Raw genomic sequence first — 22,698 nt, 5'->3', positions numbered from 1 at the left:
AATGGCTTTGGGGAGAGGTGGATGACACACGGCGACGACAAAGTTGCAGTTGGGAGAGGTTCGAGAGCCCCGCGGACGCGTCACAAAGACTCTCGGGCCCCGCATCCTTAGACGGATGCGGGGCCCGAGAGGTTCATCGCCGTGTGTCCGGACTACTCCCCTGCTGCCGCCTTCGCCGCGATGTCCGTGCGGTGCTGGGAGCCGTCCAGGTGGATGCGGCCGAGGGCGGTGTACGCGCGGTCGCGGGCCTGGCTCAGGTCATTGCCGGTCGCTGTCACGGAGAGCACCCTGCCGCCCGCGCTCACGACCGCGTCGCCGTCTCGCTTCGTACCGGCGTGCAGGACGTACGCGTGCGGGGCGTCCTCGGCGGCCACGTCGGCGAGGCCGGTGATCGGGTCGCCGGTGCGCGGGGTGCCGGGGTAGTTGTGCGAGGCGATGACCACGGTGACCGCCGCGTCATCGCTCCAGCGCAGCGGCTCCAGGTCGGCGAGGGTGCCGTTTGCCGCCGCGAGGAGGATGCCCGCCAGCGGGGTCTTCAGGCGGGCCAGGACCACCTGGGTCTCCGGGTCGCCGAAGCGGGCGTTGAACTCGATCACGCGGACGCCGCGCGAGGTGATCGCGAGGCCCGCGTAGAGGAGACCGGAGAAGGGGGTGCCGCGGCGGCGCAGTTCGTCGACCGTCGGCTGCAGGACCGTCTGGAGGACCTCCTCGACCAGCTTCGGGTCGGCCCAGGGGAGCGGCGAGTAGGCGCCCATGCCGCCCGTGTTCGGGCCCTCGTCGTCGTCCAGCGCGCGCTTGAAGTCCTGGGCGGGCTGGAGCGGGAGGACCGTCACGCCGTCGGTGATCGCGAAGAGGGAGACCTCGGGGCCGTCGAGGAACTCCTCGATGACGACGCGGTCGCAGGAGTTCGCGTGCGCGGCGGCCTCTTCGAGGTCGGCGGTGACCACGACGCCCTTGCCGGCCGCGAGTCCATCGTCCTTAACGACGTACGGGGCGCCGAAGGCGTCGAGGGCTTCGTCGACCTCCTCCGGCGTCGTGCAGACGTACGAACGGGCCGTGGGGACGCCGGCTCCCGCCATGACGTCCTTCGCGAAGGCCTTGGAGCCCTCCAGCTGCGCGGCCTCCCCGGAGGGGCCGAAGACCGGGATGCCCGCCTCACGCACGGCGTCGGCGACCCCGGCGACGAGCGGCGCCTCCGGCCCCACGACGACCAGTTCGGCGCCCAGCTCCAGGGCCAGCGCCGCTACGGCCTTGCCGTCGAGGGGGTCGACCTGGTGCAGCTCGGCGACCTCGGCGATGCCGGCGTTGCCGGGGGCGCAGTACAGCGCGGTGACGTCGGGGTCTAGGGACAGGGAGCGGCACAGGGCGTGTTCGCGGGCACCGTTACCGATGAGGAGGACCTTCACGGAGGTCAGCTTAGTGGTCGGGGTGGAGTGCTTGGCGGTGTCGGTGCGGGGCTCGCTGGGGGCTGGGGGTCAGGGGCCAGGGGGCTGGGGGCTGGGGGCTGGGGACTGGGGACTGGGGGCTGGGGGGTGCCGAAGGGGTTCCGGGAGCGAGTGGTGGGTGAACTACTCGTTCGAGAACTCCTCCACCACCGTCGCCCCCAGTTCACGCACGATCAGTTCATGGCCGGAGAGGGCGGACTCGTCGAGGTCGGGGTCGTCGTCCTCGGCGGTGTCGTCCTCGGGGGCGATGGGCGGCGGGGGTTCCGGGGCCGAGGGCTGCGGGACCGGGGCGGAGGACTGGGGGCGGGGAGCGCCGGATGCCTGGGAGGCGGCCGGTGCGGGTGGCGGGGGGGCCGGCTGCTGGTGGGAGGCAGGCGTCGTAGCCGCGCCGCCGTAACCGCCACCGCCGCCTCCGCCGCCGTAACCACCGGGGGCGCCGCCTCCGCCGTAGCCGCCGGTCGCCGGGGCTGCCTGGCCGCCGCCCGTCGGGTCGACGACCGCCTCGATCCTCCACTGGACGTTGAACTGCTCCGCCAGCGCCTGCTTCAGCACCTCTTCGCTGCCGCTGCTGGAGAAGTTGTCCCGCGCGCCCGCGTTCATGAAGCCCAGCTGGAGAGTGGTGCCGTCGAAGCCGCTGACCTGGGCGTTCTGGCTGAGCAGGATCCAGGTGAACCGGCGGCGGTTCTTCACCGACTCCAGGATGTTCGGCCAGAGCATGCGGGGGTCGAGGCCGCCGGGCACGGGGGCGCCGGCCTGCGCGGCGGGGACCTGAGCCGGACCCTGGGCCAGGGATTGGGGCTGGGGCTGGGGCTGGGATTGGGCATAGGCCGCTGCCGGAGCAGGCGCGGCGGATGCCGGGGGCTGTCCGCCCCCGGCAGGTGTCGCCGTGGGCCAGCCACCGGGGCGTCGACCACTGCCCGCGGTCGTCGCGGTGGGCCAGGCGCCGGGGGCGGGGGCGGCCTGGGCGGGGGCCGGCGCAACCGGAGCCTGGGCCTGGACTTGGGGCTGGGCTTGGGGGGGCTGGGCTTGAGGCTGGGCCTGGGGTTGCGGGGCAGGCGCTCCGCCCGTGGCCGCCGTACCGGGTACGCCGACCGGACCCTGCGTACCCGGCATGCCTGATTCACCGGGCATGACCGGCGCGCCCGGGGCATCCGCCCCCCTCGCCGCCGCCCGCGCAGCCGCGACCCCGCCGCCCGCCGGAATCGGCGCGCCCGCAGGACCACCGCCGGGTACCGATCCCTCGTGTACCGGGGCCCCGCCATGCGCACCGGGTCCCGGCACGTACCCCATGGGGATTCCGGCGCCTCCCATGCCCGCCGCTGGGCCGCCGGAGAAGTTGACTCCGCGCTCCAGTTTGTCGAGCCGGGCCATGACCGAGCGCTCGTCGCCGTACGCGGCGGGGAGCAGCACGCGCGCGCAGATGAGCTCCAGCTGGAGTCGGGGAGAGGTCGCGCCCCGCATCTCCGTGAGTCCGTCGTTGACGAGGTCGGCGGCGCGGCTGAGTTCGGCGGCGCCGAAGACGCCGGCCTGGGCCTGCATACGCTCCACCACGTCCACGGGGGCGTCGATGAGCCCCTTCTCCGCCGCGTCCGGGACAGCGGCGAGGATCACCAGGTCGCGCAGCCGTTCGAGCAGGTCGGCGACGAAACGGCGCGGGTCGTTGCCGCCCTCGATGATGCGGTCCACGACCTCGAAGGCCGCCGCTCCGTCCCCGGAGGCGAACGCCTCGACCACGGAGTCGAGCAGCGAGGCATCCGTGTAGCCGAGCAGGGAGGTGGCCATGGCGTACGTCACGCCGTCGGCACCGGCGCCGGCCAGCAGCTGGTCCATGACGGACATCGAGTCTCGTACGGAACCCGCACCGGACCGGACGACCAACGGGAGCACGCCGTCCGCGACCGGGATGTTCTCGTGCCCGCAGACCTCCGCGAGGTACTCGCGGAGCGTGCCCGGCGGGACCAGCCGGAAGGGGTAGTGGTGGGTCCGGGAGCGGATCGTCCCGATGACCTTCTCGGGTTCCGTGGTCGCGAAGATGAACTTGAGGTGCTCCGGCGGCTCCTCGACGACCTTGAGCAGCGCGTTGAAACCGGCCGGCGTGACCATGTGGGCCTCGTCGATGATGTAGATCTTGTAGCGGCTGCTCGCCGGCCCGAAGAAGGCCTTTTCGCGCAGGTCACGCGCGTCGTCCACACCACCGTGCGACGCGGCGTCGATCTCGATGACATCGATCGACCCCGGCCCGTTGCGCGCCAGGTCCTGGCAGGACTGGCATTCGCCGCAGGGCGTCGGCGTGGGCCCCTTCTCGCAGTTCAGGCAGCGCGCCAGGATGCGCGCGCTGGTCGTCTTCCCGCAGCCACGCGGCCCGCTGAACAGGTACGCGTGATTGACCCGGTTGTTCCGCAGCGCCTGCTGCAGCGGGTCGGTTACATGCTCCTGCCCGATGACCTCGGCGAACGACTCCGGGCGATAGCGGCGGTACAGCGCAAGGGACGACACGCATACGACGATATCGGGCCCCACTGACAGTCGACCCCGCTCGCCCGGCTCACCCCGTGCGGGACGCCTCTGACCAGGCACACAGAAGACCCCCCACGCACCCGCCAGAGCCAACCTACCCTTGCTGCCTTCCGGCCCTGGGGGAGTTCAGTCAGATAGCGCCGCGTGAGGGGCTGAGGCCCAGCGTACCTGATCGCAGGGGGTCCGAACGAGTTCGCAAGCACCACCCACGGTCATGTAATGTTCGCGTCGGAGGATTCGCCTAGTGGCCTAGGGCGCACGCTTGGAAAGCGTGTTGGGGGCAACCCCTCACGAGTTCGAATCTCGTATCCTCCGCCAGTGCCTCACCGGGCACGATGTCGAAGGGCCCCACCGCTCGCGGTGGGGCCCTTCGCTGTGCGCTGGTTGCAGTTTTGGTTGCGTTTATGTACGCCCATTAAGGATATTTCGACAGCGGGTAGCCCGCGTCTTCTTCTGCCGCCGGGCACCTCCTGCAGGACGAGCCCGGCGGGGGAGGTGCCCCGGACTCTGTCTTCGTACGGCATCCGCGGATCATGGAACTGCGCCATCCTTGACCATGGCGCCGAAGCGGCTTCGGCCCGCCCGTGACGTTCCCTGTCTGTCGAGGTGCACCCTCATGAAGTCCCGATCGGCGCTTGCGACTTGGCTGAGCAAACTCGACGGTTCCCGCCTGGCACGCGTACTCGCCATGCGGAAGGACGCAGCCTCCTCTCCGGAACCGCGCTCGGTTGGGGAACTGGCGGACCGTCTCCAACGGCCGGGGTCCGTGGCACTCGCCCTGCCCCAACTCACGCTGCCGTGCTTGCAGGTCGCTGAGGCGCTGGCAGCCCTGGGAGCACGAGCGACCCGGGACAGCCTCGCGGAGTTGCTCGGCTCGACATCTCCTGCGGCGGTACACGCGCTGGACGCGACCCTGGAGGCGCTGTCGGATCGGGCGCTCGTGTGGCACGACGGCAACGAGGCACTCCGCATGCCCCCGCCCTTGCGGCAGGCGTGGAGCACGCCCCTGGGACTTGACGCTCCGCTGGAAGAGCTGGCGGCCGGCACCACCTCGGAGGAACTGCGCGGCATGCTGGCCGTCCTGGGTATCAAGCCACCCGGCACCAAGCAGCAGCGGCTCGCGGCTCTGGTGGAGCATCACAGTGACGCGGAACGGGTCGCCGCGTTGGCGGCCGAGGCACCGGCGGCCACACGGAAGTTGCTTGAGCAGAGTGCCAGGTCCACGCCGCGTCAGTCGCTGTTCATGGTGTTCGGGGCTCCTGGCCGCGACCGCCGGCCAGGCGCCCGATGGGCACTCGACCGCGGGCTTCTGCTCCAGGACCGTCACCGGTACGGGCCCGTCCGGATGCCGGTCGAGGTGGCCTTGGCTCTACGGGGCCCCGATTGGCACGCTCCGTTCGAACCCCTGCCGCCCGTCACACAGTTGGTGCCCATCACCTCCTCGGAGGTGGAGCGGGAGGCCGCCGTGGCCGCCACCTCGTTCGCGGCCCAAGCCGCCTCCGTTCTCTCGGCGTGCGCGACCACTCCACCGACCCGGCTGAAGTCGGGCGGGATCGGCGCGCGTGAACTGGCCCGGCTCGGCAAGGCAGCCCAAGCGGACGACGCCGTCGTACGCATCGTTCTGGAGACCGCGTACGCCGCCGGACTGCTGGCCCGCGACGGCGATGGTGTACCTCCCACCGAGGCGTACGACGCCTGGGCCGAGCAGGAGCCCGCAGAACAGCTCGCCGTACTGCTCCGGGCATGGCGGGACCTGCCACTCACCCCCACCCGGGCGCGCGACGACGACAAGGCGCTTCCCGCGCTCGCCGGTACGCCTGACTGCGGCGGCTGTCTACAGGCCCGCCACGGACTGCTCACCGCGGCTGCGGAGCTCCCGGCAGGACAGGGAGTGAAGGTCGCTTCGGAGCTGGGGCCGCTCGTGGCCTGGCACCGTCCGCTCGCCGACGACGTCTCGCCCGAGAACACGGCAGCGTTCAGCGCCGTGATCCGCGAAAGCGAACTGCTGGGCGTGCTGGCGCGGGGTGCGCTGTCCCCGCTCGGCGTCCACCTGGCCGCCCACGCCGACGAAGAGCTCGACATCACGGCCCGGCGGCTGCTGCCCCCCGCGACCACGACCGCCCGGATCGGCGCCGACCTCACCGCCGTCGTCACCGGCACCCCGTCCGCTCGACTCGCGGCGCTGCTGGGTTCGACGGCCGACCGGGAGACCAGTGGCACGGCGTCGGTATGGCGCTTCAGTACCGGCAGTATCCGCCGGGCTCTGGACGCCGGCCGCACCCCCGACGACATCACGGCCGGCCTGGCAGCCGCCTCCGCCACGGCCCTGCCACAGCCGCTGACCTATCTCATCGCCGACACCGCACGAGGTCACGGACGGGTGCGTATCGCCCCCGCGGCCTGTGTCATCCACGGCGACGAACCCGCGCTCCTGGCCGAACTCGCCGCCCACCGCGCACTGTCCAAGCTCGCCCTGCGGCGGCTCGCCCCGACGGTCCTGGTCAGCGACAGCCCACCCGCGACGACTCTCGCCACGCTCCGTGCCGCGGGCTACGCCCCGGTCGCCGAGACCGCCGGGGGAACGGTACGCATCGAAAAGCGCCTGCCTCAGAGGGCCGCCGCTGCCGTCCCGCCCCCGCGAGGGAACGTCGGGCGGCGCGGCCCCCGGACCACCGCGACCCACGCCTCGAAGATGCCGATCGACGCCGGGACGGACGTGGACGTCCTGGCCGACCGGTTGCTCAAGGCACCGCCGAACGCCCCGGAACCCGACCCGTTCGGCAGCGGGGTGCCTTTCGCGACGGACACCGAGGAGATCGTCGCCGGATACGCGAAGCACCTGTCGTACAGCGACGTCCGCCAGGTCGCCCATGCCATCGACGTCGGTGCGGCCATCACGGTCGAGTACATCGCCGCCTCGGGCAGCCGGACCGTACGCACCCTCAGCGACCTCGAACTCGACCCGCCCTACCTCAACGCCTGGTGCCACCTGCGCGAAGCGGAACGCGTCTTCACTCTCTCGCGCATCCATGGCGTAATGCCCGCCTAGGACTCGGCGGCCAGGGTCGTGTGTCCCGGCGAGCCACCCCCACGGTCACCTCTTGAGATATGCCTGACTCCACATTTGATATCAGGAGGCGTACATGACTCGGACAGTTATCGACCTGGACGACGACCTGGTCGCGGACGTGGCGAAAGCCCTCGGGACGAACACCAAGAAAGAGACCGTCAACACCGCTCTTCGCGAGGTGCTGGAGAGTCGGCGTCGCGCCCTGGCACTCGCCCGGCTGCGGGCCTCGGCCGGGGACGGCGCATTCGATCTGGAGCTGTTCGAGAACAAGGGGAACTACCGTCGGTGAACGCGGCCCAGCTCCTGATCGACACCAGCGCGCTCGCTCGATTCATGCGCGAGGACGCGGAGCAGTACGGCTGGGACCAGGCTGCAGCCGCCGGGCTCATCGCGACCTGCCCGATCACCGAGTTCGAGTTCTTCTACAGCGCACGGTCGGCCGCCGACCGGGCGCGCCGCATCGAGGACATGCGGCTGATCTTCGGCTGGGTTCCCGTCGACGACCGCGCCTACGACCGCGCCTGGCAGGTCCAGGAAGCCCTCACCAAGCAGGGGAAACACCGAAGTGCCGGAGCTGTCGACCTCGTCGTCGCGGCGACCGCTGAGCTGCAGGGACTCACCCTGCTCCATCGCGATCACGACTTCGAGTGCATCGCCGCAGTGACCGGGCAAGCCCTCCAGTGGTACGGCCCAGAACACGGCAAGTAGGTCAGCAGTGGTTGCGGTTCTGGTTGCGTTCATCGCCGTACGACATCGTTCAGAAGCCCCACCCGAGTCGGCTGCACCGCAGGTCAGAATGCTCCCGCACATCCCCGAACCCCCGGACGAACATTTGGAAAGCGTGTTGGGGGCAACCCCTCACGAGTTCGAATCTCGTATCCTCCGCCAGTGCCTCACCGGGCACGATGTCGAAGGGCCCCACCGTTCGCGGTGGGGCCCTTCTTCGTTGTCCGTCTCAGTTTCCGTCTCATCCGAAAATGGAGGGTTCGGAAGGCGTGCGTCATCAGCCCGTGGGCGTGGTGCCGGCGGGCGGGCGGTGTCGCTGTCACGCAGTGGGGGCGAGAGTGACCTCGAAGCCGAGGGCTTCGAGGTGGCGAATGTGCTGGCGCTTGCGACGTTCGGGGTCGATGCGGGCCTCGTAGTAGTCGGAGCCCAGGTCGTGGAAGCGGGCATCTGGGGCCGACAGCAGGTGCCAGATCACCACCAAGAGTGAGCGGCCGACCGCGACCAGGGCCTTCTTTCTTGCCCCGCCGTCGCCCGATGCGCCGGTAGCGTTCCCCGAGGAAGGTGTCGGTCTTGCCGGCGGCGGTGGCGCAGTTGCCGAGCACGCGGGCCAGGTATGAGTTGCCGTGACCGGTGGTGCCCCGGCCCTTCTTCTTCCCGGCGGACTCCTTGACGCCGGGGGCGAACTTCGCCCAGGAGGCGAGGTGGGCGGCGGTGGGGAACCGGGTCATGTCCAGGCCGATCTCGGCGATGATGACGTGGGCGGCGACCGGGCTGATGCCGGGGATCTCGCTCAGCCGGGCGATCGCGTCGGCGTAGGGGGCGACCTCCGAGCCGATCCGCGCATCCAGCGCCGTGATGTCGGCGTTGATGGCGTCGATGCGGCCGAGCATCTGGATGAGCAGGAACGCGTGGTGGTCGGTGAAGTGGCCGGTGAACGCCTCCTCCAACTCGCTGAGTTTGGCGCGCAGACGCCGACGGGCGTACTGGGCCAGCACTTTGGGGTCACGCTCGCCCGTGATGAGCGCGGCGAGCATGTCCCGCCCGGACGGGCCGAAGATGTCGGTGGCCACCGACGTGACCTTGATCTGCGCGTCCTCCAAGAGTTTCTCCACCCGCTGCTTCTCGCCGGTGCGCGCGTTCACCAGGTCGGTGCGGTAGCGGGTCAGGTCCCGCAACGCGCGAATCTCGCGGGGCGGTACGAAGCTGGGGCGGATCATCTGCCGCTCGGCGATCTTGGCCAGCCAGACCGCGTCGAGCTTGTCGGTCTTGGGCCGGCCCGGCAGGTGCTTGACGTCCCGCGCGTTGACCAGCCACACCTCGAAACCGGCCGCCCCCAGGATGTAGAACGCCGGCCGCCAGTAATCCGAGGTGGCCTCCATGACCACTCGTATCACCCCAAGGCAACGCAGGTGGCCGGACATGCCCAGCAGCGAGCGCGTCATCGTCGGGTGGGTAGTGACCTCCTGCATGCGCCGCCTCGCGGGCCCCTCGCCCGGGACCCGCGTGCAGCACACGACTTCGGCCTTGCCGATGTCCAGCGCGGCGACCCGTTCGATGACCTCCTCGGTGTCCTGCGTCTCCACCAGCACAACTACCTCCTCAGTTCCCGGGCGGTTGCTGCCTGTGGGAGCCAAGGGGCTGGTGGAGGAATCTCATCCGCGTGCTCGAAGCGACACCGAAGGCGCCCGGTGGCTGGCTCCCTGCACCCGGCTCAGTTGCGACCTCGAAGATCACAGACGAATCGGCGTCAACAGACAGCAACCACACCCATTTTCCGCCCGGAACGGGCGTCGCCGCAGGGGATCCGATGGGCTCAGTTGATGGTTGACAGGATGGCGTCGGGTGATGCTTGACGTCTGACCTAGACATCGTGGCTTACTGGCTGCCATGGCGGACCGTTTCTCTGAGATCACCTCCGTTGAGGAGTTCATCCGGCTGCGGGAGAGCGAGGACCCGGCGGAGTACAACCGCTCGGCGTGGGCAGCCATGCCGCTGCCCGTCTGGTGGAACCTGGTGCGTAACCATCCCGACATGCGTTTCTGGGCTGCACATAACAGGACGGTGCCGTCGGAGATCCTGGCCGAGCTGATCAAGGATCCGGACTGGCGGGTTCGAGACCGGGTGGCCAGTAAGCGCAACTGCCCGCCTGAGCTGCTGGAACGGCTGGTCGACGATCCGCATGACGCCGTACGGAGGCTCGTCGCAGGCCATCCGCAGTCGCCGCGGTCGGCGGTTGTGCGTTTGGTTGATGACCCGTGGCCGGTCATTGCGCAGGAAGCCCGCGTCCGGCTGGCCAACTGGCCGTCCGTGCAGCCGTCCGAACCGGGCCTTGACCCGGAATCTTGGACACGGGTTATGCGGCTGGGGCCAGGGTAGTTGCTGTTGAGTCGAGTGCTGTCTCGTAAGCGATGGGGCTACGTTGTCCGAGGCGGGAGTGACGGCGTCGGGTGTTGTAGCGGTTGAGCCAGCCGAATGCGTCGAGGCGGGCCTCGCGTTCGTTGGACCAGGTCTTGCGGCCCTGGAGTGTCTCGCGTTTGAACGTCGCGTTGAAGGACTCGGCAAGCGCGTTGTCCGCGCTGGAGCCGATCGCGCTCATGGACTGGCGGACGCCGGCTCTGCGGCAGGCGTCGGCGAAGGCCCGGCTGGCGTATTGGGCTCCGTGGTCGGTGTGCAGGATCGCCCCGGCGAGGCTGCCGCGGGTCCGTTCGGCGGCGGCCAGGGCGTCGGTGACGAGGTCGGTGCGCATGTGGTTCGCGATCGCCCAGCCGGCCAGGCGGCGTGAGGCGAGGTCGATGACGGTGGCCAAGTACAGGAACTTCCCGCCCTCCAGCGGGAGATAGGTGATGTCACCGACGTACTTCGTGTTCGGCTCACTCGCGGTGAAGTCGCGGCAGACGAGGTCCGGGGCCTTCGCCGCGGCCGGGTCCGCAACAGTGGTGCGATGTCTGCGGCGCAGGCGAACGCCTGCCAGACCGGCGCCCCGCATCACCCGCGCGATCCGCTTGTGGTTGATGCGCTCGCCCGCCTCGCGGAGCTCGGCGGTGATCCTGGGGACGCCGTAGGCGCCGTCCGACTCGCGGTGCACGGCCCGTATCCGGGCGGCAAGGCGGGCGTCGGCCGCCTGCCGGGCGGCCCGCTCTGCGGCCGTCCGGCGCCAGTAGTAGAGCTGGAGCGGGCGATGCCCAGGATGGTGCACAGCCGCTTCACGCCGTAGCGGCGGTGGTGGTCGGCGACGAACTGGAAGCGGTTCAGGACCCGTAATTTAACTACTGCCGGATTCGGGCCGATACCTCGCTGCTGCCATGCAGTTGGGCTGTTGTGGCGATTCCGGATGAAGTCCTGGCGGTACTGGACGCGAAGTTCGCGGTGGTGCTCCCGCATCTGGACGAGCGGCAGCGCCGTCTGTATCTGGCTTCCGAGGCCGAGGCTCTGGGGTACGGCGGGATCACGGCCGTGGCCAGGCTGGCGGAGGTTTCGGAGTCGACTGTCGCACGAGGGCGCGAGGAACTCGCGGGCGGAGCAGAGGCGTTGGGGCGGGTGCGCAGACCAGGCGGCGGGCGCAAGTGCGCTGCCGAACGCGACCCTGGTCTGGTGGCGGCTCTCGAGTTGTTGATCGAGCCGCGTGCAGTGGGTGATCCGGTGTCCCCGCTGCGCTGGACCACTGCCTCACTGCGGGACTTGTCCCGGGAGCTGACCGATGCCGGGCATCCGGTCAGCGCCCCGGTGGTCGGCAGCCTCTTGCGTGCCATGGGCTTCAGTCTGCAGGGCATGGCCAAGACCCGGGCCGGCAGCCAGGTGCCCGACCGGGACGCCCAGTTCCGGCACATCAACACCGCCGCCGAACACTTCCTGGCGCGGGGCCTGCCCGTGGTGAGCGTGGACACGAAGGCGAAGGAGCCGATCGGTGACTTCGCCCGGCCCGGCCGTACCTACCGGCCCAAAGGCAAGCCGATCACTGCCCCGGACCACGACTTCATCGACCCGGATACCCCGTTCGCCATCCCATATGGCATCTACGATCTGGGACGCGACAGCGGCTGGGTCAACGTGGGAACCGACCGGAACACCGCCGCCTTCGCGGTGGAGTCCCTGCGCCGTTGGTGGAAGATCCAAGGGCACCTCGACTACCCCGGTGTGGACCGCTTGCTGGTCACCGCAGACTCCGGAGGAGCCAACTCGGCCGACTCCCGTCTGTTCAAGATGGGCCTGGCCGATTTCGCCGACGAGTGTGGGCTGAGCATCACCATCATGCATTTCCCGCCAGGTACTTCAAAATGGAACAAAGTGGAACACCGGCTGTTCTCCCGAATCACCCACAGCCTGCGTGGGCAGCCTCTGACCACCTACGAAGTGCTGCTGGAGACCATCTCTGCCACCCGCACCAGCACCGGACTGACGGTCCATGCCGCACTGGACGAGAACGCGTACCCCACCGGCCACGTGCTCACCCGGGCCGAGCGCAAGAACGTCGACCGGCGGGTCAAACGCGACGAGTTCCACGGCGAGTGGAACTACACCATCGCCCCACAGGACCCCGACCAGCAGGTTCCGGAAGACCCACTCGACGAGTCGGGACCTCCGGTCCCGGCCGAGGCCACCTTCCTCCTCACCCACCCCGCACTCACCGGCATGTCCCGTGAACAGTTCGAACAACTCGTGCTCCAGCTCGAACCCTGCCAACAGATTCTCACCGAAGCCGAACGACAGCGTGAAGGCAGGGACGGTCGTGGTCGCAACCCCGGCTTCGGCGTTCTCGATCACCGCCACCGCGTCCTGGCCGCCGTGCTCCGCAGCCGCAACACCGTCACCTTGACCCTCGCGGCCGAGCTGATGGGACGCACGCGCAACATGCTGAGCTACCACGCCGGGAAGTCCAAGCCAATGCTGGCCTTCGCCGGGCCCGAACTCGCCAGAGTCCTCGTCTTCCGCCGGACCCACCCTCCCCGCACACTCGAAGCCCTGAAGCGCCTAACCGAGCACCACGACAGCGAGATCAACTCCGGCAGTAGTTAAATTACGGGTCCTCACCAGCGCGTCTCCCCGGCGAAATACTTCGCCGCCTTGCGCAGGATCTCGCGTTCTTCCTCCAGCTCGCGGACCTTCTGGCGCAGAGCGGCGTTCTCCGCCTCCAATGGCATCGGCGGCTCGGTCGCCACCTCCGTCCGGCGTCCCCGCGGCCGGCTCGCGCCGACTGCCCGCACCCAGTTCCGCAAGGTCTCGGGGTTGATTCCCAGATCGGCAGCAACCTGCCGGATCGTCGCCTCGGGCCGCGACTGGTACAGCGCGACCGCGTCCGCTTTGAACTGCGGCGGATAGTTCTTCATGACCACGAGATGTCCGTTCTCAGATCCTCAGGATCCAGTGTCTCGTGTATCCAGGATCAAGAGTCAAGGCCCTACGCCGGGCACACCCAGAAAATGATCAACCGGGACCTGAACGCCCTGCAGGATATGAGCCTGGTGCACCGGACGCGTTCGGGGGTGCAACCTGCCATCGATCAGATGCGAGCTTTCTTGCCCCTGAGGGCGGCAGAGAACCACCAGCCGGGTAAGGAGTAGGACTGTGCAGCACCACCGCGGACCGAGTGTCTAACTGCGTGACAAGGCCGACGTACAACGACGGACATCCGGGCACACGTGTGGACTACCGCAGCAGGTGAGAGGGCGATCAGCCCAAGGTCGAGCGCCCTCATAAGTTGATTCGGGACGAAGAGGTCCCTGCCAGCTGGGGTTGGAACCAAGCGGTGCTCCGGCATGGCTACAGTCCCAAGGCGAACCCGAACTCGCTAGCCGAGTGCCGCAGTCGGGTCGTCCAGGGCAAGGCTTGCCAGCCGGCGGAACTCTCTCATGTCTTCTCTGGCGGATGACGTAATTGTTGCTCGCGGAGGAAGTGGGGGCGGAGCGTGGCGCAGCCGTGGGCGCGGTTCGTGTCGATACCGCGAATCGCTGATCCACTGTTGCAGGGAGCGTGTCAGCTTGGTTGCCGCCGCTGCTACGTCCTGCGGCCCTTCGACTGCGACTACGGCAGCAGCTTTCGCAAGCGAACTGTCGAGTTCCGCCGCTTGGTCGAGGAGGTTCTGCAGCTCCTGGCTCCGCGGTCCATCTGCCTGGGCGAGTACGGATGCACGTGCGGCAATTGAGCTGTAGTCGGTAGCAACGCTGACGAATGCGGTGTAGGCGTCCCTTCGACCTTGCCGACGCCAGTGTTCGTGTTGGCTGCTGCGTTGCGTGCGGCTGTTGTGTCTGGCCGCGCGCACAGCACCCCAGGCACCCAGTGCGGCAGCAACTACGGCTGCTGCAGCGGCAGTTAGGGCCGTACCCCCAATATTCATGGCACGTATTGTGTCAGGGCTGAGCTAGCGCTTCGGGAGGGCGCTCCTCAGCGCCGTTCTCCTCAGCGAGAAGAGCGATCCGGCCGCCGCTGGCGGAAGCTAGTCTCCCTCGTCGCCTTGTGACCACCAGCTTTCACGACGGCCGTGCCAGACCCGTGCCAGATCGTGCGGGGAACCACGGGGAATGGCAGGGACCAGGCCGCCAACCAGTCAGGCGCCGTAGCCGTTCCGCCGCAGGTCGGTGCAGCCATCGCCCCTGGAAGACCCAAGCTTCCCAAGCTGAGAGTGCGAGTTCGATTCTCGTCACCCGCTCCATGCGAAACCCCCAGGTCATAGACCTGGGGGTTCTTTGTTGTCTAGACCAGCAGGCGGGGCGTGCACCACAACCGCACCACTATGGTCGACCGCACCACATGGCTAGTTCACTGGAGGCAGGATCGGAGCCAACCCGAGTTCCCTCGCAACCGAGCGCAGGAACTTCTTGCGCGGCTTCCCGTTGATCATTTCGTCGAAGGCACGGCCCGCCCAAATTAGGCACATGGCGAGAGTAACCTCCACCAAGGAGGCGGCACTCTCCTTGGGCTGGGTCCGAAGGCTAGGCGGCTCGGTCGTCCACTCGACAAACTCAGAGGCGCTGGTTGCGCTGGGGTGCGCATAGCCACACAGGAAGCGGTACACGGAGTACAGCTCCCGCTTGGGAGCTATTTCATCGCACTGCGCCTGAAATTTGCGGAAGATCTCGCTCTCGTCGGTCTTCTCGGCCGGCGCACCCTTGATCGAGTCGATGAGATCCTGCGGCACATTGAACCCCTTCTGCATGTCGTCAGCGGCAGCTCGGTTCAAGCGGGTTCCCTCGGCAAACACTCCGAGCGCACCAGCGTCACCCTTCTGCGAGAGCCAGTGCAGGCTGATGGTGGTCTCGAACATGGTGCGGAGAAGAATCAGTGCCTCATGGCCGTAGCCCCGATCAACAAGATGCAAGGACGCCTCCGCAAGACGGTGCACCTCGTTGCACCAGCCATGCCCAATGAGGACCGATCGGTACCTGCGCTGCTTCGTCTCGATCGGTCCGGCCGCCCGATAGTCGGCGACCATCCTCTCGACGGCCTCACGGTACTGCTGCGGAGTGACGCTGCTCATGAGCCTTCCCGTCTCGAATGGGAGAGTCAGGCTACTTGAGCACGAACAGACTGGTTCACGAATTTCCTCCTCCCCCGCCCCCGTTATGTTTTCCGCGGTCCTGCAAGAGGGCCGCTGGCCTCCGGGTCCGGCATGACTGTGTCCCCCTGTCGAAGGCATGACCTGGGGGGTGGTGTCACCGGGCCCGGGAGGTGCCGTCGGAGACGCTGATGAGAGGTCCGGCCGCCGCCCGGTCCGGCGCAATGCCGGACAGCTCGCGGGCGGCAGGTCTGCATAACGTGGATGCGCGCGTACGACACCACCGCCGGGGCCGGCACGTTCAACCCGCCTGGAGGGGCGCGATGTTCGACACCGAAGACGTGGGCGTGTTCCTCGGCCTGGACGTCGGCAAGAGTGCTCATCACGGCCACGGGCTCACGCCGGCGGGGAAGAAGGTCCTCGACAAGCAGCTGCCCAACAGCGAGCCGAGACTGCGGGCCGTCTTCGACAAGCTGACCGCGAAGTTCGGCACCGTCCTGGTGATCGTGGACCAGCCTGCCTCCATCGGCGCCCTCCCGCTGGCCGTGGCCCGGGACGCGGGCTGCCAGGTCGCCTACCTGCCCGGCCTGGCGATGCGCCGGATCGCCGACCTGTATCCGGGCGAGGCGAAGACCGACGCGCGCGACGCGGCGGTGATCGCAGACGCGGCCCGCACCCTGCCGCACACCCTGCGCTCGCTGGAACTCACCGACGAGATCACGGCCGAACTGACCGTCCTGGTGGGCTTTGACCAGGACCTCGCGGCCGAGGCCACCCGCACCTCCAACCGGATACGCGGCCTGCTCACCCAGTTCCACCCCAGCCTGGAGCGCGTCCTGGGCCCCCGCCTCGACCACCAGGCCGTCACCTGGCTGCTGGAGCGCTACGGCTCCCCCGCCGCGCTGCGCAAAGCCGGCCGCCGCAGGCTCGTCGAGCTCATCCGGCCCAAGGCCCCGCGCATGGCCCAGCGGCTGATCGACGACGTCTTCGAGGCGTTGGACGAGCAGACCGTCGTGGTCCCGGGGACCGGCACCCTCGACATCGTCGTGCCCTCCCTGGCCCGCTCGCTCGCCGCCGTCCACGAACAGCGCCGGGCCCTGGAAGCCCAGATCAACGCCCTGCTGGAGGCCCACCCTCTTTCCCCGGTCCTGACGTCGATGCCCGGCGTCGGCGTCAGGACCGCCGCTGTCCTGCTGGTCACCGTCGGCGACGGCACCAGCTTCCCCACCGCCGCCCACCTCGCCTCCTACGCCGGCCTCGCCCCCACCACCAAGTCGTCGGGCACCTCGATCCACGGCGAACACGCACCCAGAGGCGGCAACCGCCAGCTCAAACGCGCCATGTTCCTCTCCGCCTTCGCCTGCATGAACGCCGATGCCGCCTCCCGCGCCTACTACGACAAGCAACGCGCCCGCGGAAAGACCCACACCCAAGCCCTCCTCCGCCTCGCCCGCCAACGCATCAGCGTCCTGTTCGCGATGCTCCGCGACGGCACCTTCTACGAACCCCGAACCCCCGCCGTCACCCTCGCAGCATGAACGCGATCAATGCCCTCAAAACGACGGCGTGGCCTTGACGAAGGACATAGAGGCACCCCCCCCGCCTCAGGCCCCTACCGTCCGCCAACTGGCGTGCGTGAGGGAAAGTTTGGAACCTTCCCTCACGCGTGATGCGAGGCCTAACCTCGGCATTTCATGACGGCTCGTCGGTGCAACTGGCGGGCCGTCATGAAATGCCGAGGCTAGACTCCCGGTCGTGGCATATGAGCTGCACTCCCTACTTAGCCGCCTCGTCGGCTTCCGGTTGTACTCGGTGCAATTTGTCTTGGACTATGTCCAACTGCGGTTCGACGGCCCGACCGACGAGAGGCCCATGCTCACATCCGACGTGCTGCCCACCGTCACACTGTCCGGACAACGGTTCTCGCCGACGGAGACCGGCTGGACCGACGCACTACGTGGACTCATCGCCCAGAGTGTGACCTCCACTCACGAGAAGACCGGCATCGGGGTCAAGGTCGACTTCGTGACCGGCTGCATCCAGTTTCACCCAGCCCATGGCGAACTCGTCGGTCCAGGATCGCGACGCTCAACGGTTTCGATGATCGCTCCTGGATGACCTGGCGGCCCGGCGAGGACGCCTTCAAAGACCTGTAGCCGCAGCTACAGCAGCCCGCACGGCCCGCAGCCACACGTCGAATGCGTGTCGAAGGTGACGGGCAAGGTACCGTCAGGCCGCACGTACCCCGCCAGCCCGTGGCGGAGATGAACAGCGACGCACCGAGTGCGTAGATGTCGGCTTCCTGCGTCGGCTCCGCTTCCCCGTGTCGAGCACACTGCGCTCGATCTCCGGTGCCTCGTAATGGACGAGGCAGCCGCGGAACGGGAAGTCGTACTCCTTGGGTACCTGTCCGCCCTGGGCCAGAGCAAGGTCGATGAGGTGAGTTCGTTCCGGCTCGCTACGCCGAATCAAGACGGGCCCAATCCCGCGTTCGCCATGCGGCGTGTGTTTACGGCGTAAACCCGGAATCGCTTTCCCTGGCTGCCTTGTACGCCAGCCCGTACGCTCGACTGAGCTCACGGACAGAACTCACTAACGAAAAAATCGAGAGCAGTATCGCCGCTGCGTACAGTATCCAGTATTGATGGTAATCCCGAAGAACGGCTTGCAGGCCGAGCATAAAAGTTCCAAGGAGCAGAAGCCCTACCGTTAGCTGCATGCTCACCACACCAAGGCGGCCGAACCAGTGATCCCCCTGCCGCGTGGGCGCGACTGCGCTTTCCTCAAGGTAAACGGAATCCCCCAGAATTCCGTTTAGCTTTTCCTCCAAATACTTTTTATGCCCGGCACGACTCAGACCTTCCGCGTTGAGCGAGAGCAGGTAGCCTACGATAACTGCCAGAGGGAAGGGCACAACTGCCATGACGATAAAGTGTCCTTTCGTCAAGGCAATACCCGCACCTCCCACGGAAAAAACGAGTGCAAAGTTCAACATGCGATCGAATGCGAAAATCAAGGTTTCGCAACTGGCGCGTAACTCCGAAATTTCTGAACGCAGAGCGGCGACAATCTCTTCCTCCATCGAAGGCAAGTTGCTACCACCTATCCCATGCCCATTTTTTCAAATCGTCGGCAAGATCGTCCGCCCAAGCGACGGAAAGCATTTCATTGGTAAAAGAGAAATCGTCACGCAAGGCCGACTCCGAACCTGCGTAGTGCTGCACCACCGCTGGCACTTCGATCGGGCTGACCCGGCGTCCCACCCGGGCCTTCTCGGCGAAGGAGCAGTTCCCCTCTTCCTGTCCGGGAACAACATCGACGATTAGTGTGGGGCGATGGGCCGAAATCGCCTCGTTCAAAGTCAACCACCCCGCCTTACCGACAACAAGATCACATGCCGCCAGCATAAGCGGGAAGTCTGAGGAAAATCCGGTGACCGTGCAACTGGTTCCCGAAGTGCAAAGATCGGTGAAATCATTGAGCAACTCGGCATTTTTGCCCGCATTCAGTAGCAATTGCACGTCAGTTCGTGCCGCGACCAGTGCGCGTGCGGCTTCCAGAATGCCTTTCCCAAGGCCCAAGCCGCCCCCGGTCACGAGCACCGTGAAGCGGTCTTCAAGCTTAAGATCTCGACGGGCTTGTTCCTTAGCTATCACCCCGCCCGCCGATATGGGCGGACGCACAAGGGAAACACGCTCACTTTCGACATCGCAGAGCATGGCCACGGAATAGCTACCGGAATCGGGCACAATATGTCTGTCGATCGATCCGTAAAACCAAATACGGTTGACCGGTCCGGCATCTGTTACGAAAGAGACCACAGGAGCTCTCCCGCTCTCCCCCAGGAGATATCCGAGCAGCGAGAAGGTCGAAATGAAAAAGTCCACGGGCCCAATGGAATTCAACCACGCTTTGAAGCGCCGACCAAACACGATGTTGACGATTTTAGAAACGCTGGCCGGGTGACGGTCCGCAAGTCGGTAAAGGGCAACATGGACAGACCCATGCCTCCAGTTAACCGCAAACCGGTACAACCAACGGAGCGCTCTGGTCAGCGGGAACAGAGAGCACAGGTTTTCCGAAGGGTCGTACACCGAGGCTTGGATGCCATCGCTCCGCAGAACGCTCGCGATGACATGGGCGGCCGCCGTGTGACCGTTCCCGAGCGGCAGGGTCAAAATAGCTACCCTCCGAAGCCCGGGCGCAGGTCCACGCACCTTCTCAGTTCTGCGCTGTGACACGGGAACTTTCCAGATCCTGTCGAGTAAACACCAATGGCTGCCCAACGATATGGCCAATCATCAACGGTGCGCGCCCTTACCCCACATGTTTTTGATCCGATCTGAGCCACCGGCGCGGGGCGGGCTGGGGCTCTGCTCCGCCATGGTGTCGCGCGTGTCAGGGTGGCGGGAGCGCGCGGCGCCGGCCATACGGCAGCAGGTGGTTGTTATCCCGCAGGCGCAGTGGCACATGACCGTCTGGTCAGTACCTGCGGAGGACGTTGATGAGAACGCGCGTGGAGCTCGTGGCGGAACAGGCGGCGTGACCCCCATGAGAGCTGAGCGCGGCGGCCACGAGGGACACGTGATCACCAACCTGAGCAGGCAGGGTCGAGGATCCCCGGCTCTACTCACGGTGTGCTTCCCGATCCTACGGATCAGAAGGTCGAGCGTCCCTTGAGGCGGCCCAGCCACAGGCCGAGCCGTCTCAGTTTCCGTCTCATTCAGCACCGTTCACGGCCGTTCAGACGGGACCGAAGCCCGTAGCTACTTCCGCGACCGCCCGCCGATGAACGCAGGTGAACGGCCCCGTCCGAGGCACCAGAGCCCACCACCACAGTTGGAAAGCGTGTTGGGGGCAACCCCTCACGAGTTCGAATCTCGTATCCTCCGCCAGTGCCTCACCGGGCACGATGTCGAAGGGCCCCACCGTTCGCGATGGGGCCCTTCTTCGTTGTCCGACTCAGCCGCAGGTGCGTTCCAGGGGCCGGACCACCTTGCGCGGGCCGTCGTAGGGGCCGGAGAAGCTCAAGCGGGCTGCGCAAGCTCGCCGCCGGGCGGGGCGGGGCGGGGCGGGGCGGGCAAAGGTGAGGGCCTTCTTCGCGAGGAAGAGTGACCGGTGAGCGGCGTCTACCGGTTCGTCCGCGCGGAGAAGGCCCACTTCACCGTCGTGCTGCTGTGCGTCGGCCGATGTCAGCGGACCGGGTTCCAGCCGTCGGTGCCGGCCAGGTACTTCTGGGCGGTGTAGTCGGCGGCCTCGGCGTCGGTCAGCTTCGGTGCGTTCGAACCGATGCCGGCTCCCTTACCGATGTTGTGGTACTCCCGGAACCGGGCCTGCTGCCAGTGGTAGTCGGGCATCATGTCGACCCAGGGCTGCGTTTCCTTGATCATGTAGTCGAGATCGGTGTCACGGATCACAGCCTGGGGCCAGGCGTCCGGCGAGTTGTGCCACGGCCGACCGAGGTAGTAGGAATCGTTCGGCACGCCACTGGAACCCACCTGGCTCCCGGTGATGAGGATTCCGTACTTCTTGCGGCGGTCGGTGTTCGGCGCCACGATCGTGCCGCCGGGCCAGTCGTACACCTTGAGGATGGACCGGTCGATCACCGCGGTCGCGTTACCGAAGATGAAGTCCACCGTGCCCTCGATGTAGCAGTCGTGGAAGTACTGCCGGGCCTGGTCCGTGGGTGCGTTCCCCTTGACCAGCAGGGTGTCCTGGCGGCCGATGATGTCGACGTGGTCGAACACCTGGCGGTCGCCCTTGGCGGCCACTGCGACGGCCTGGGTCTCGAACGGGCCGATCTCCGGGTGGTCCTTGGCGTTGAACTGGTTGACGATCTCGACGTCCTGCACGGTCAGGTCGTTGGCCTTGAACGTGGCCGTGGCGCTGCCTTCGGTGCCGTACTTGGTGCCGTCGGGCCTGAGCGTCCCGTGGGCTCTGTTGTTGTAGATGTAGACCTCGTGGGTGACCCCGGTGGCGCCCTTGATGGTCAGGTGGGTCTTGTCGCTCGGGACGGTGATGGCCTCGCGGTAGATGCCCTTGTCGATGACGATGGTGTGCGCGACGCCGTCCGCGGGCACGGCGTTGATCGCGGCCTGGATGGTCCTGTAGTCGCCGGAGCCGTCGGGCGCCACGATGAACGTACGGTCCTGGGTGAGCTGCCTCCTGGGCTTGCTGTATCCGTGGAACGTGTTGGCGACGTACAGCACGCTCGCGAACTGGTACGCCCAGCGAAGCGTCTGCTCGACTATGTCCCCGCGGGAATTCCGGGTCCACACCCTCATGGGGGTCTCGGCGGGGTCGAGGCCCGCCTCGTTGCCCTGCGCGGCGGCGAAGTGGGCGCTGAGGGTGCCCCAGACGTTCTCCTGGGCGACGAGGTGGGAGTCGATGGTGGTGTGCATGTCGTACGACTCCCAGTCCTCCTCACCGAACGCCCGCTCCTCGATCCAGTCGCCGATGTCACGGAGACGGGTGGCCTCGGAGACGAACTGCGCGAAGTACACCACCGCCGCAGCCGCGCGCCGTCGCCCGGCTTCGGTACCGTCGGAGTTCCACAGGCTCATGGCGTGGTTCTCGGTTTCCACCCGGCCGTACTTCAGGGTGTCGCGGGTCACGTTCCCGAGGCCCTCGAGGTCGCCGTAGCTCGGGGTGCCGACCAGCAGCCGAGGGTCGAGCTGAAATTCCGCCGGGACCTGCGCCTCGTCCCGGGGACCGAGGTAGTTGTAACGGCCGTCCCGGTCGAACCAGCCCACGAGGTACATGTCGCTCACCCGGAACCGGAGGCGCACCTCATGGCTGTCCTCGGTGATGATGGTGACTTCGGTGAAGGTGGAGTTCGCGGGGTTGAGGTGCTCGACGGTGAGGTCCGTGCCCTGGACCCGGCCGTCCACGGGCGTACCGTCCGGAGACGTCCCGTGATAGGCCACGTTGGCGCGGAACTGGTCGAGGAAGCGGCGGTAGCCGGCGCGCGTGGCGGTGGAGCCGTCCAGTCTGAAGACCGGCGTCGTGTGATCGCCGTCCGCGGCGCTCACGTTCTGCACCATGCCCAGCGGGCCGAGCAGGGTGGCGAAGATCGACAGCACGATCGTGGTGACGATCGATACGACGGTGAACTCGCCTGCGCGGCGACGGCGCGGTGGCGACGGCGGCTGAGGTACCCCCTGGTCGGGGAGCGCCTTGGTGTCGGTGAGGGGCATGCGCTGTTCTCCGGGTGACTCGGTGTGCCAGGGGTCCGGGTTCGGACTGACGTGACCGAGGCTGGCAGCGCCCGCGTTGTTGCTCACCCCCGTCTCATCAGGGAAATCAATCCCGCCCGGCGTCGCCGGGTTGATTCGCGGGCCGGTCCCGGGACTGTCATCAACGCCACATCTCGGCGGAAAGCGGTGACTTCAGACCGGCGGGAAAATATGTTTAGCGGCCTTACGAATCCCTTTCACCGTTCTGCGGTACCT

Annotated in this window: 15 protein-coding genes, 1 tRNA gene, 1 other RNA gene and 2 pseudogenes; 8 read left to right on the top strand and 11 right to left on the bottom strand. The window is 67.4% G+C overall.

Annotated features, from left to right (window positions below):
* Positions 1–152: 152 nt before the first annotated feature.
* The 3 genes from purD to ffs form a co-directional block, all read right to left on the bottom strand.
* On the bottom strand, positions 153–1,406 hold the full coding sequence (gene purD / locus OG734_RS24110) for a phosphoribosylamine--glycine ligase (RefSeq protein WP_330289580.1): 1,254 nt from the start codon (positions 1,404–1,406) through the stop codon (positions 153–155).
* Between the two features lie 162 nt (positions 1,407–1,568).
* Complete coding sequence (locus OG734_RS24105; RefSeq protein ID WP_330289579.1) at positions 1,569–3,941, bottom strand: DNA polymerase III subunit gamma and tau; 2,373 nt, start codon at positions 3,939–3,941, stop codon at positions 1,569–1,571.
* A gap of 81 nt (positions 3,942–4,022) precedes the next feature.
* Positions 4,023–4,119, bottom strand: an RNA gene (gene ffs, locus OG734_RS24100) — signal recognition particle sRNA small type.
* Between the two features lie 73 nt (positions 4,120–4,192).
* Here ffs and OG734_RS24095 point away from each other — a divergent pair.
* From OG734_RS24095 to OG734_RS24080, 4 genes are all read left to right on the top strand, one after another.
* Positions 4,193–4,280, top strand: a tRNA-Ser gene (locus OG734_RS24095).
* Positions 4,281–4,578: 298 nt separating this feature from the next.
* The gene (locus OG734_RS24090) at positions 4,579–7,011 is read left to right on the top strand and encodes a helicase-associated domain-containing protein (RefSeq protein WP_330289578.1); all 2,433 of its coding nucleotides are present in this window, start codon (positions 4,579–4,581) and stop codon (positions 7,009–7,011) included.
* A gap of 94 nt (positions 7,012–7,105) precedes the next feature.
* Complete coding sequence (locus OG734_RS24085; RefSeq protein WP_330289577.1) at positions 7,106–7,321, top strand: type II toxin-antitoxin system VapB family antitoxin; 216 nt, start codon at positions 7,106–7,108, stop codon at positions 7,319–7,321.
* The gene (locus tag OG734_RS24080) at positions 7,318–7,740 is read left to right on the top strand and encodes a PIN domain nuclease (protein WP_330289576.1); all 423 of its coding nucleotides are present in this window, start codon (positions 7,318–7,320) and stop codon (positions 7,738–7,740) included. Before OG734_RS24085 ends, OG734_RS24080 begins: the two co-directional genes overlap by 4 nt.
* A 185-nt stretch (positions 7,741–7,925) precedes the next feature.
* Here OG734_RS24080 and OG734_RS24075 read toward each other — a convergent pair whose 3' ends face one another.
* Complete coding sequence (locus tag OG734_RS24075; protein ID WP_330289575.1) at positions 7,926–9,347, bottom strand: IS110 family transposase; 1,422 nt, start codon at positions 9,345–9,347, stop codon at positions 7,926–7,928.
* 298 nt (positions 9,348–9,645) lie between these two features.
* Between OG734_RS24075 and OG734_RS24070 the strand changes: the two genes are divergently transcribed.
* A complete protein-coding gene (locus OG734_RS24070; protein WP_330289574.1) occupies positions 9,646–10,134 on the top strand; it encodes a hypothetical protein in 489 nt (162 codons plus the stop codon).
* Here OG734_RS24070 and OG734_RS24065 read toward each other — a convergent pair.
* Positions 10,112–11,013 (bottom strand): annotated as a pseudogene (locus OG734_RS24065) (IS3 family transposase); the annotation flags it as partial. The gene OG734_RS24070 and the pseudogene OG734_RS24065 sit on opposite strands and share 23 nt — an antisense overlap.
* 63 nt (positions 11,014–11,076) lie before the next feature.
* Between OG734_RS24065 and OG734_RS24060 the strand changes: the two are divergent.
* Positions 11,077–12,771, top strand: a complete 1,695-nt coding sequence (locus OG734_RS24060; protein ID WP_443064902.1) for an ISAzo13 family transposase — start codon at positions 11,077–11,079, stop codon at positions 12,769–12,771.
* Between the two features lie 11 nt (positions 12,772–12,782).
* Here the strand turns inward: OG734_RS24060 and OG734_RS24055 are convergent, their stop codons facing one another.
* Both OG734_RS24055 and OG734_RS24050 read right to left on the bottom strand, forming a co-directional pair.
* Entirely contained in the window at positions 12,783–13,082 is a 300-nt protein-coding gene (locus OG734_RS24055) for a transposase (protein WP_330289573.1), read from the bottom strand.
* Between the two features lie 1,424 nt (positions 13,083–14,506).
* The gene (locus tag OG734_RS24050) at positions 14,507–15,229 is read right to left on the bottom strand and encodes a DUF5677 domain-containing protein (protein ID WP_330289572.1); all 723 of its coding nucleotides are present in this window, start codon (positions 15,227–15,229) and stop codon (positions 14,507–14,509) included.
* A gap of 341 nt (positions 15,230–15,570) precedes the next feature.
* On the opposite strand from OG734_RS24050, the gene OG734_RS24045 reads away from it, so the two are divergent.
* On the top strand, positions 15,571–16,785 hold the full coding sequence (locus tag OG734_RS24045) for an IS110 family transposase (RefSeq protein ID WP_330285624.1): 1,215 nt from the start codon (positions 15,571–15,573) through the stop codon (positions 16,783–16,785).
* A 217-nt stretch (positions 16,786–17,002) separates the two neighbouring features.
* The gene (locus OG734_RS24040) at positions 17,003–17,365 is read left to right on the top strand and encodes a hypothetical protein (RefSeq protein ID WP_330294044.1); all 363 of its coding nucleotides are present in this window, start codon (positions 17,003–17,005) and stop codon (positions 17,363–17,365) included.
* A 127-nt stretch (positions 17,366–17,492) separates the two neighbouring features.
* Here the strand turns inward: OG734_RS24040 and OG734_RS47990 are convergent.
* From OG734_RS47990 to OG734_RS24020, 4 genes and pseudogenes are all read right to left on the bottom strand, one after another.
* Positions 17,493–17,701: pseudogene (locus OG734_RS47990) on the bottom strand (protein kinase family protein); the annotation flags it as partial.
* Between the two features lie 55 nt (positions 17,702–17,756).
* Positions 17,757–18,329, bottom strand: a complete 573-nt coding sequence (locus OG734_RS24030) for a hypothetical protein (protein WP_330289571.1) — start codon at positions 18,327–18,329, stop codon at positions 17,757–17,759.
* Between the two features lie 13 nt (positions 18,330–18,342).
* Positions 18,343–19,425, bottom strand: a complete 1,083-nt coding sequence (locus OG734_RS24025; protein WP_330289570.1) for an MGDG synthase family glycosyltransferase — start codon at positions 19,423–19,425, stop codon at positions 18,343–18,345.
* Positions 19,426–20,439: 1,014 nt separating this feature from the next.
* A complete protein-coding gene (locus OG734_RS24020) occupies positions 20,440–22,530 on the bottom strand; it encodes a pectinesterase family protein (protein ID WP_330289569.1) in 2,091 nt (696 codons plus the stop codon).
* Positions 22,531–22,698 lie beyond the last annotated feature (168 nt).

This window comes from Streptomyces sp. NBC_00576, from assembly GCF_036345175.1.
Lineage (GTDB): Bacteria > Actinomycetota > Actinomycetes > Streptomycetales > Streptomycetaceae > Streptomyces.
The sequence above is the reverse complement of the archived record's forward strand: the minus strand, read 5'-3'. Positions and strand labels throughout refer to the sequence as shown.